At 66.3% G+C, this 9066-nt stretch carries 11 protein-coding genes and 1 pseudogene; 7 read left to right on the top strand and 5 right to left on the bottom strand.

Going from position 1 to position 9066, the window contains the following annotated elements; translation table 11 throughout:
• Window positions 1–539, top strand: a 539-nt coding sequence (locus ACRDU5_RS10750) for a saccharopine dehydrogenase family protein (protein WP_526614485.1), incomplete at its 5' end; no start/stop codon positions are given.
• A 4-nt stretch (window positions 540–543) separates the two neighbouring features.
• Window positions 544–1872 carry an acetyl-CoA hydrolase/transferase family protein gene (locus ACRDU5_RS10745; RefSeq protein WP_526614484.1) on the top strand — a complete coding sequence of 443 codons (1329 nt, stop codon included), beginning with the start codon at window positions 544–546 and terminating at the stop codon, window positions 1870–1872.
• Here the strand turns inward: ACRDU5_RS10745 and gluQRS are convergent.
• The 4 genes and pseudogenes from gluQRS to ACRDU5_RS10725 form a co-directional block, all read right to left on the bottom strand.
• A complete protein-coding gene (gene gluQRS, locus ACRDU5_RS10740; protein WP_526614482.1) occupies window positions 1869–2747 on the bottom strand; it encodes a tRNA glutamyl-Q(34) synthetase GluQRS in 879 nt (292 codons plus the stop codon). The genes ACRDU5_RS10745 and gluQRS overlap by 4 nt on opposite strands.
• A 19-nt stretch (window positions 2748–2766) precedes the next feature.
• Window positions 2767–2958, bottom strand: a pseudogene (locus ACRDU5_RS10735) (hypothetical protein); the annotation flags it as partial.
• 14 nt (window positions 2959–2972) lie between these two features.
• Window positions 2973–3605, bottom strand: a complete 633-nt coding sequence (locus ACRDU5_RS10730; protein WP_526614481.1) for an MBL fold metallo-hydrolase — start codon at window positions 3603–3605, stop codon at window positions 2973–2975.
• A 115-nt stretch (window positions 3606–3720) separates the two neighbouring features.
• Window positions 3721–4797, bottom strand: a complete 1077-nt coding sequence (locus ACRDU5_RS10725; RefSeq protein WP_526614480.1) for an ATP-dependent DNA ligase — start codon at window positions 4795–4797, stop codon at window positions 3721–3723.
• Between the two features lie 138 nt (window positions 4798–4935).
• Between ACRDU5_RS10725 and ACRDU5_RS10720 the strand changes: the two genes are divergently transcribed.
• The 5 genes from ACRDU5_RS10720 to ligD all read left to right on the top strand — a co-directional run bounded on the left by ACRDU5_RS10720 (window position 4936) and on the right by ligD (window position 8653).
• Window positions 4936–5349 (top strand): cupredoxin domain-containing protein, encoded by a 414-nt coding sequence (locus ACRDU5_RS10720; protein WP_526614478.1) that lies wholly within the window; start codon window positions 4936–4938, stop codon window positions 5347–5349.
• 116 nt (window positions 5350–5465) lie between these two features.
• Window positions 5466–5978, top strand: coding sequence for a DUF2231 domain-containing protein (locus ACRDU5_RS10715; RefSeq protein WP_526614477.1), 513 nt, complete (start codon window positions 5466–5468; stop codon window positions 5976–5978).
• Between the two features lie 30 nt (window positions 5979–6008).
• Window positions 6009–6458 (top strand): hypothetical protein, encoded by a 450-nt coding sequence (locus tag ACRDU5_RS10710; protein WP_526614476.1) that lies wholly within the window; start codon window positions 6009–6011, stop codon window positions 6456–6458.
• Window positions 6459–6542: 84 nt separating this feature from the next.
• Entirely contained in the window at window positions 6543–7598 is a 1056-nt protein-coding gene (locus ACRDU5_RS10705; RefSeq protein WP_526614475.1) for an ATP-dependent DNA ligase, read from the top strand.
• Window positions 7598–8653 (top strand): non-homologous end-joining DNA ligase, encoded by a 1056-nt coding sequence (gene ligD / locus ACRDU5_RS10700; RefSeq protein WP_526614474.1) that lies wholly within the window; start codon window positions 7598–7600, stop codon window positions 8651–8653. Before ACRDU5_RS10705 ends, ligD begins: the two co-directional genes overlap by 1 nt.
• 4 nt (window positions 8654–8657) lie before the next feature.
• Here ligD and ACRDU5_RS10695 read toward each other — a convergent pair whose 3' ends face one another.
• Window positions 8658–8852: an ester cyclase gene (locus ACRDU5_RS10695; protein ID WP_526614473.1), complete on the bottom strand. Its 195-nt coding sequence runs from the start codon at window positions 8850–8852 to the stop codon at window positions 8658–8660.
• Window positions 8853–9066 lie beyond the last annotated feature (214 nt).

Raw genomic sequence — 9066 nt, 5'->3', positions numbered from 1 at the left:
TCCCCGAGGGGATCGGGCCGGTCGAGTGCGTCAACGTGGAGCACGAGGAAGTGCTGCTGATGCCACGCTGGGTCAAGTGCAAGCGGGCCACCTTCAAGTACGGACTCGGCACGGAGTTCATCGACGTGCTCAAGACCCTGCACAAGCTCGGCCTGGATCGCACCGAGAAGGTGACGGTCGGGAGCGTGCAGGTCAGCCCGCGCGACGTGGTGGCGGCGTGCCTGCCCAACCCCGCCACCCTGGGGCCGAAGATGCACGGCAAGACCTGCGCCGGCCTGTGGGTGACGGGCACCGGTACGGACGGCGATCCGCGCTCGACGTACCTTTACCATGTCGTCGACAACCAATGGTCGATGGCCGAATACGGGCACCAGTGCGTTGTCTGGCAAACCGCGATCAATCCCGTTGTGGCGCTGGAGCTTCTGGCCAACGGCGCGTGGAGCGGCACCGGCGTACTGGGTCCGGAGGCCTTCGACTCGGTACCCTTCCTCGAGCTGCTGATCGCCTACGGCTCACCATGGGGCCAAAAGGAGCTCTGAGGCCATGCCAGAGAAGCTGACCGCCGAGCAGGCCGCCGCACGGCTCAAGACCGCCGACACACTGGGGATACCGCTTGGCCCCGGCCAGCCGCCGGCGTTCATGCGCGCGCTCGGCGTGCGCGAGGACTGGACCGATCTGCGCGTCTACGGCGCGCTGCTCGCGGTCGGCACCGAACTGTTCTCGCGGACCGGCGTTGCGTACCTATCGGGCTTCTACGGTCCGCTGGAGCGAGCGCTGCGGGACACCGGCGCCAACATCGAGTTCGTGCCTGCGGACTTCCGTCGCTTGGGGCCGCTGCTCGAGCGACAGCAACCGCGCGTGATGACGACCGTCGCGACGCCGCCCGATGCCGACGGCTGGTGCTCGCTGTCGCTGCATGCGGGTGGCACGGTCGGCGCGTTGCGCCGCGCAGGCGCCGATCCCGAACTGCTGCTCGTCGTCGAGGTCTCAGACGCCTACCCGCGAACGTTCGGGCTCGGCGAGGAGCGCCATGCGCTGCACGTTGATGAGATCGACATCCTGGTGCCCTCGACCGAGGCACCGCCCGCGCTGCCCGGAGGCGAAGCGCCACCCACCGACGTCGACAAGGCGATCGCGCGACACGCCGTTGACTTCGTCTCGTCCGGCGCGACCCTGCAGACGGGGATCGGCTCGATTCCCAGCCAGATCGCCACGCTGTTAGCCGAGGGTGACGGCGGCGACTACGGACTGCACAGCGAGATGTTCACCGACGGCTGCATGCAACTGCATCGCGCAGGCAAGGTCACCAACGCTGGCAAAGGCCAGTACGACGGGGTGAGTGTGACGACGTTCGCGTTCGGCTCGACGGAGCTCTACGGGTGGCTGGACGGCAACGACGCCGTCGCGTTCTTGCCGGTCGAGATCGTCAACGCACCGGATGTGATCGGCGCCAACAGCGACATGATCACGATCAACGGCGCGCTCGCGATCGACATCCACGGCCAGGTCGTGGCCGACACGATCTCCGGCGACCAGTTCAGCGGGATCGGCGGCGCCGAGGACTTCACGGCCGGCGCCGGCCTCGAGCTGTCGGACCGCTCGCTGATCTGCCTGCCCTCGACGATCGAGAAGGACGACAGACTGCAGTCGCGGATCGTGCCGTGGTTAGGCCCCGGCGCCGTGATCACGACGCCGCGGCACCAAGTCGACGTGATCGTCACCGAGTACGGCGGCGCCGAACTGGAGGGCAAGACCGTCCAGGAGCGCGGTGAGGCGCTTGCGGCGATCGCACACCCGCAGTTTCGCGACGAGCTGCTGGCGGCCGCCGAGCGCGCGTCGAAGGGACGCTCGCCCGTCGAGCCGTCGGCCTAGGGCCGATAGATCCAGGGTTGCCGCGGAAGCTTGGCCGGGTCGAACTGCGCGAGCATCTCGTCGGGGCTCGACGCCTGCCAGCCAAGGGATTCTGCAATCTGCGCCAGCGCCTGCTGTGCGCCGATCTCGGCGAGAGTGACGGCGCCGTCGCGTTTGGCCAGCCGTGCCCCGTCCTCGTTGAGAACCAGGGCGACGTGCGCGTACGTCGGCTCCGGGTATCCCAGCAGCTTCGCGAGATAGGCCTGCCGTGGCGACGACGGCAGCAGATCGTCGCCCCGCACCACCTGGTCGACGCCCTGCGCCGCGTCATCGACGACGACGGCGAGGTTGTAGGCCGCGACGCCGTCGCCGCGTCGCACGACGAAGTCGTCCACGATCCCGGTGTACTCCTCGTGCAGAAGATCGTGCACCGTGGAGACGATCGCGTCGGTCCGTAGCCGCAGGGCCGGCGGCCGCCCGGTTTCTTCGCGTCGGGCCGCTCGCTCGGCGTCGGTCAGGTCGCGGCAGGTGCCCGGGTATGCCCCCTGCGGTGCGTGCGGTGCCCGCGGTGCCTGCTGAATATCCCTTCTGCTGCAATAGCATTCGTACAGCAATCCACGATCGGCCAGCGCAGCGACCGCGTCGTCGTAACGTTGCGGATGTTCGGACTGCCACTCGACCGGCTCGTCCCAGGTGAGGCCGATCGCCGCGAGGTCGTCGAGCTGTCGGGCGGCGATCTCGGCATGCGTGCGATCGTCGAGATCGTCGACGCGCATCAGGAACCGTCGGCCCGTGGAGCGGGCGAACAGCCATGCCAGCACGGCGGTCCGCAGGTTGCCGATGTGCAGATCGGCCGACGGGCTGGGGGCGAACCGGCCCGCGCCGGTTGGTGTCACGCCCGCAATCTAGCCGAAACTAGTTGCGCTCCCAGGGCGCCTCGTCGCCCATCTTCTTGTAGTACTTGGCGGGGTGGCTCTTCACCTTGTCGATGTCGTCCCTGGGCAGGTCGATGCCGCCCCGGGCGCCGTCCATGATCGCGCCGGCAATCATCACGCAGCGCGGCACGACCTCGGCGTCCGCCCACTTACGCACCCGCTTCTCGGCGGCGGATCAGCGGCTCGCTAAACTGCCGCGGAAAGACCCTCGAGTGCCTGATCGACGTGCTCTGGCCAGCGGCCCTGCTCGATCCTATGAACGGCGGAGTCGCCTTGGAATCCGCTGGAGATCACCACGTCGGGTTCGAGGGTGCGGAGCAGCCGCAGGCTCGGCGCCAGCGCCTCGGCGTCACTCATACCCGCGATGAAGCCGGCCCACCACGAGCCGGATTCGCCGAGGATGAGTGTGTCGCCGGTGAACAGGTACGCGCCCTCGGCGCCGTTGATGAGATAGCAGGTGCTGCCGGGTGTGTGTCCAGGCGTCGGAATGACCTCCACCCCATCGGTGTCGACATGGCGGCTGGCCATCGGAACGTCGATATGGGCGTGCTGGCCGATTTCGAGCAATTCCGCCGCGGGCGCGTGCAAACGTGACCCGAACCGGTCGGCGACGCGCGCGAGCATCGGACCGGCCTCGTCGCGGTGCGACAGGTAGTGGTCTTCGACGCCGCCGAGTTCCTCGAGCTCCGCGAAATCGGCGTCGGTAGCCGGCGAATAGAACAACACGTTGCGGCGCGTCCACAGGTAGGCGTGGGTCGTGAGCCCCGGGAATGGCGAGTCGGTGCGGGTTTCCCACAGGTCAGCCAGTACTTGTCGCATCGTCTTCCTCCTGGTGTCTTGGTCCTGATGTCAAGCCTTTACCCTCAACCGCACTTGAGGTCAAGCGCCGAGTGGCCAACAGCCACAACGAGATCAACAGGTGAGCCGGGCTTTGTCAGGCATTGCCTGGGCCGAGGCCGGGAACGATGTCGCCGAGGCTGAAGGTGAGCGGGTGTTCGAGTTGGGCGTAGGTGCATGAGCGTGGGTCGCGGTCGGGGCGCCAGCGGTTGAATTGGGCGGTGTGACGGAACCGGTCGCCTTCCATGTGGTCGTAGCGGACCTCGACGACCCGCTCGGGTCGTAGCGGAACAAATGAGAGGTCCTTGCCGGCGTTCCAGCGAGAGCCTTCGTTCCTGCGAGGTGTGCGCTCGCCGGTCAGGTGGGCGGCCCAGTTCCACGGGTGTTCATCGAAAGTGGTGACGAGGGGCTGCAGTTCGGTAAGCAGTTGCCGCCGCTTGGCCATCGGGAAGGCGCCGATGACGCCGACCGATGCGAGTGTGCCGTCGTCCTGGTAGAGCCCGAGCAGTAGCGAGCCGATCGCGTCGGCACCGGACTTGTGCAACCGGTAGCCCGCGACGACGCAGTCGGCGGTTCGCTCGTGCTTGATCTTGAACATGATGCGCTTGTCCGGCTGATAGGGGATCGTCAGCGGCTTGGCGACGATCCCGTCCAGGCCGGCGCCCTCGAACTCCTCGAACCACCGCTGCGCGATGGTCTGGTCGGTGGTGGCCGGCGTGACATGGATCGAAGGCCCGGCGTTGGCCAACGCCTCGACGAGGGCTGCTCGGCGCTCGCTGAACGGTCGCCGGGTGTAGTCGTCATCGCCCATCGCGAGCAGGTCGAAAGCGATGAACGAAGCCGGCGTCTGCCCGGCGAGCATCCGCACTCGTGAATCGGCTGGGTGAATGCGTTGTTGCAGCGCCTCAAAGTCCAGCCCGCGGTTGGTGGCGATGATGATCTCGCCGTCGATCACGCAGCGATCGGGCAGTTCGGCGATGGCCGCGGCCACCAGTTCGGGGAAATACCGGGTCATCGGTCGCTTGTTGCGGCTGCCCAGCTCGACCTCGTCCAAATCGCGGAAGCAGATTGACCTGAACCCATCCCACTTCGGCTCATAGGAGGCACCGGGTGGGATCGACGCCACCGATTTGGACAGCATGGGCGAAACCGGCGGCATGACGGGCAGCTTCATCGGCCCATTCTCGCGTTCATGGCCAAGGCGCAGACGAAGGTGCCCGACTTAGGGGCTCATTCCTGTTCCACATCCGCTCGGTTGCGAGCAAACTAGATGCGAGGAGCGACAACCTCGACATGAATGGGGGCCAGGACAATGTCAGCGTCAATCTTGGGGCGGCGCGCCATCTGCGCTGCGACGTGCGCGTTGGTCGTGATCGCGACGGCATGCGGAGGGAATGGCAGTCAGGAGTCCGCTCCGGCGTTGGAGCCGGCATCGCCGACAACGACGGCGCCACCGGCACCCGCATCCCCAGTACCGGCCGCCGGAACCGAGATCACCATCACCGACTTCGAAATGAGCGACCTCACGGTGCCGCCGGGCGCACAGGTCACCGTCGTCAACAAGGATTCGGAGGAACATACGGTGACGTCTAATACCCCGGGCGCCTTCGACTCCAAGGTGGCCGGAAACTCTCAATCAACCTTTACCGCCCCTACCGCACCGGGGTCTTACCCGTTCCACTGCGGCCACCATTCGTCGATGCACGGCATGCTGGTCGTACAGTAGCGGTAGCCGTCTCGCCGGATCAGCGTCTGACCCCCGGGTATCGCCAATCCGGTTTGACCGAACACAGCGCGGGTAGACCTGCCAAAGAATTGAAAACGCTGGCGGATGGAGCTGCCATGACCACCCAGGCGGAGCATGCCAAAAGACCGGTCAGTTCCGCATTGGCGGGGCCCTATGGGCACCCGTTTCATCCGATATTGGTCACGGTGCCGATTGGAGCGTGGGTGTGCAGCCTTGTCTTCGACATCGCCTCCCGAATCGTGGCCCAGCCCGGCTTCTTGGCTCAGGGCTCGGAATGGTTGATCGCTATCGGTGTGGTGGGCGCGCTGGCCGCGGCCGCCATCGGTTACTTGGATTTGCTCGTCATCCCTTCTGGGACACCGGCATTCCGCATCGGCTTACTGCACATGTCCCTGAATGTTGCGGTCGTGGCGGCCTACATTGTCAACTTCGTCTGGCGACACGGCGAATACAGCCAGCAGGCCGCGGTCGGGCTGGGGCCACTGGTGCTATCGGTGGTCAGCCTGGCTGTGTTGGCGGTGTCGGGCTTCTTGGGCGGCAAGCTCGCCTATCGCTACGGCGTGCGGGTCGCTACAGAGGCCGACCAGCGTGAGGGTTTCGGTTCCTGACCCCACATCCCCACAGGAAGGACACCAACCATGGGTATCAGCGCACTTGTCCTTTGGATCCTGACTGCCGGCGGCGGTTTTTACCTACTCGCCAAGTGGGTCGGCGGCGGCGGACACCGACGGTCCAGCGACACCAGATTCCCACCCGCGGTGATCTTCGGGCACTTTCTGCTGGCTGTGGCCGGTCTGGTGCTGTGGATCATCTACGTTGCCGCCGGCATGGCCGTGATCGGCTGGGTCGCGTTCATCGTGCTCGCCGTCGTCGCCCTGCTGGGCTTCATCATGCTGGCAATGTGGATCCCGAGCTACCGCAACACCCGCGCACCGGTGAGCACGGGAGACCCGGAGTCCGCGCAGGCGGCCGGGACTGCCCCGCCCGAACGCTCGTTCCCGGTCGCCGTGGTCGCCGCGCACGGTGTGCTCGCGGTAGCCACCGCTGTGCTGGTGCTGCTCACCATGCTGGGCGTCGGCGCCAGCTGATAGCCCGGAACCGGCGCTCGATCTAGCTTCATCGCCGCATTCTCGCTTCGATGACATTGCCCGGGTTCGACGGTCTACGTGAGTATGGACACCGTGGACCTACCCGTACTGCCACCGCTAGAGCCGATGCTCGCCAAGGCCCAGGCCAGAGTTCCTTCCGAGGCAGGGGTGTGGTCCTACGAGCCGAAGTGGGACGGCTTCCGGGCGCTGGTGTTCCGCGACGGCGACGACGTCGTCCTGCAGTCACGCAATGGCAAGGAGCTGGGCCGCTACTTCCCCGAGCTGGTGGACGCGCTGCGTGACGAGCTGGTCCCGCGCTGCGTGCTCGATGGCGAGGTCGTGGTGCCTCGCGAAATCGGCGGGCGCATCCGCCTGGACTGGGAATCGCTCAGCCAGCGCATCCACCCCGCCGCCAGCCGGGTCAAGATGCTGGCCGAGCAGACCCCGGCGCACTTCATCGGCTTCGACGCGTTGGCCACCGGCGACAAGTCGCTGCTGGGCGAGCCGTTCCGGGTCCGCCGTGTTGCGCTGTCCGACGCGATCGCCGAAAAGCAGTGGTGCCACGTCACCCGCACCACCGAGGAACCCGACCAGGGCACACGTTGGCTGACCACGTTCGAGGGGGCCGGGCTGGACGGCGTGATCGCCAAACGTCTCGACGGTCCGTACCTGCCCGGCAAGCGCGAGATGGTCAAGGTCAAGCATGTGCGCGACGCCGACTGTGTGGCCATCGGCTACCGCATCCACAAGAGCGGCGAGGGCGTCGGTTCGATCCTGCTGGGCCTCTACCGCGACGACGGCGAACTGCAGATGGTGGGCGGCGCGGCCTCGTTCACCGCGAAGGACCGGCTGAAGCTGCTCGCCGATGTCGAGCCGCTGCGCGAGGGCGACGAGCCCGTCGACGGGGAGCCGAGCCGGTGGAATTCGGCCGCCGACAAGCGATGGATCCCGGTGCGCCCGGAGAAGGTCGCCGAGGTCGCCTACGACCAGATGGAGGGAAACACGGTGCACGGCAAGAGGTTCCGGCACGCGGTCAAGTTCATCCGGTGGCGGCCCGACCGCGATCCGAAGGGCTGCACCTTCGACCAGCTCGATGTGCCACTGAACTATGACCTCTACGACGTGCTGGAGAACGGCTGATGGCGACGCCGGCCGAAGAACTCGACGTCGACGGGGTCAAGGTCCGGCTGACCAACCCGGACAAGGTGTACTTCCCCAAGCTCGGATCGGGGGGAACCAAGCGCAAGCTGGTCGAGTACTACATGGCCGTTGCAGCGGGTCCGATGCTGACCGCGCTGCGGGACCGGCCCACGCACCTGCAGCGTTTCCCCGACGGCATCGACGGCGAGGAGATCTATCAGAAGCGTGTCCCGCAGAAGCATCCGGACTATCTGGAGACGTGCGTGGTGACCTTTCCGTCCGGCCGGACCGCCGATGCTTTGAAGGTGACCCATCCCTCGGCGATCGTGTGGGCCGCGCAGATGGGCACCATCACGCTGCATCCCTGGCAGGTGCGCTGCCCGGACACCGAGCACCCCGATGAGCTGCGCATCGACCTAGACCCGCAGCCCGGTACCGGTTTCAAGGAGGCCAGCGAAATCGCCGTCGACGTCCTCAAACCGCTGCTCGACGAACTCGGTCTGACCGGATATCCGAAGACGTCGGGCGGCCGAGGCGTGCACGTATATCTGCGCATCAAGACCGACTGGGACTTCATCGCAGTGCGCCGGGCCGGTATCGCGCTGGCCCGCGAGGTGGAGCGGCGGGCACCGGACGACATCACCACGTCGTGGTGGAAGGAAGAGCGGGGCAAGCGGCTGTTCATCGACTACAACCAGAACGCGCGCGACCGCACCTTCGCGTCGGCGTACTCGGTGCGGGCCACCCCAATTGCGACGGTGTCGACTCCGGTGACGTGGGACGAGTTGCGCGATGCCGACCCCGACGCCTACACCATCGCCACCGTGCCGGATCTGGTTGCGCGACGGGATGATCCGTGGGCAGACATCGATTCGAAAGCGCAATCAATAAAGCCGCTGCTGGAGATGGTCAAGGCCGACGAGGAACGCGGGCTGGGTGATCTGCCATATCCGCCGAATTACCCGAAGATGCCGGGCGAACCGCCTCGCGTCCAGCCGAGCAAAAAGGTGGCGGCGAACTGGGATGCCGACGGCAATCCGGTCAAGAGTGACTAGACGCTCATTGATTGAGCCGCAAAAGCACTTCGAGTTGTTGGAGCATGGCGAGAACATCCTTGTCCGACCACTTTTCGGCCAGGCGGCCGTTCTCGATCCGGTGGATCACAGTCGCCGTCATCAGCATCTCGTTGCCGGTGGCGGGGATGCCCGGCAGATCGCCACGCTGCGTCCCGCGAGCCGTAAGCCTGGTGACCACCTTGTCCCGCGGCGGACCAGTTCCTTGTTCTCCTCGACCGACATGGGCTCTCCTCCGTGAACGCCCTAAGGTTGATGGCCAGAGTCAGACAGGGGAGTAGATGAATGCACGTCGACTGATGGCAGCCTTGGCGATCTTCGCGATGATTGCCAGTGGCATCGGTATCACCATCGCCGTTCTCACTAGCAATGAATCGCCGCCGCCGGCGGCGTCG

Origin of the sequence: Mycobacterium sp. (assembly GCF_050701515.1) — a bacterium.
Taxonomy (GTDB): domain Bacteria; phylum Actinomycetota; class Actinomycetes; order Mycobacteriales; family Mycobacteriaceae; genus Mycobacterium.
This window is presented reverse-complemented; position numbering and strand designations above follow the sequence as displayed.

Excerpts from the sequence above, each read along its gene's own strand:
- ACRDU5_RS10710 (WP_526614476.1), top strand. The coding sequence starts at position 6,009 with ATGGGTATCAGCGCACTTGTCCTTTGGATCCTGACTGCCGGCGGCGGT.
- ACRDU5_RS10705 (WP_526614475.1), top strand. The coding sequence starts at position 6,543 with ATGGACACCGTGGACCTACCCGTACTGCCACCGCTAGAGCCGATGCTC.
- ACRDU5_RS10725 (WP_526614480.1), bottom strand. The coding sequence starts at position 4,797 with ATGAAGCTGCCCGTCATGCCGCCGGTTTCGCCCATGCTGTCCAAATCG.
- ACRDU5_RS10730 (WP_526614481.1), bottom strand. The coding sequence starts at position 3,605 with ATGCGACAAGTACTGGCTGACCTGTGGGAAACCCGCACCGACTCGCCA.
- ligD (WP_526614474.1), top strand. The coding sequence starts at position 7,598 with ATGGCGACGCCGGCCGAAGAACTCGACGTCGACGGGGTCAAGGTCCGG.
- ACRDU5_RS10715 (WP_526614477.1), top strand. The coding sequence starts at position 5,466 with ATGACCACCCAGGCGGAGCATGCCAAAAGACCGGTCAGTTCCGCATTG.
- ACRDU5_RS10745 (WP_526614484.1), top strand. The coding sequence starts at position 544 with ATGCCAGAGAAGCTGACCGCCGAGCAGGCCGCCGCACGGCTCAAGACC.
- ACRDU5_RS10720 (WP_526614478.1), top strand. The coding sequence starts at position 4,936 with ATGTCAGCGTCAATCTTGGGGCGGCGCGCCATCTGCGCTGCGACGTGC.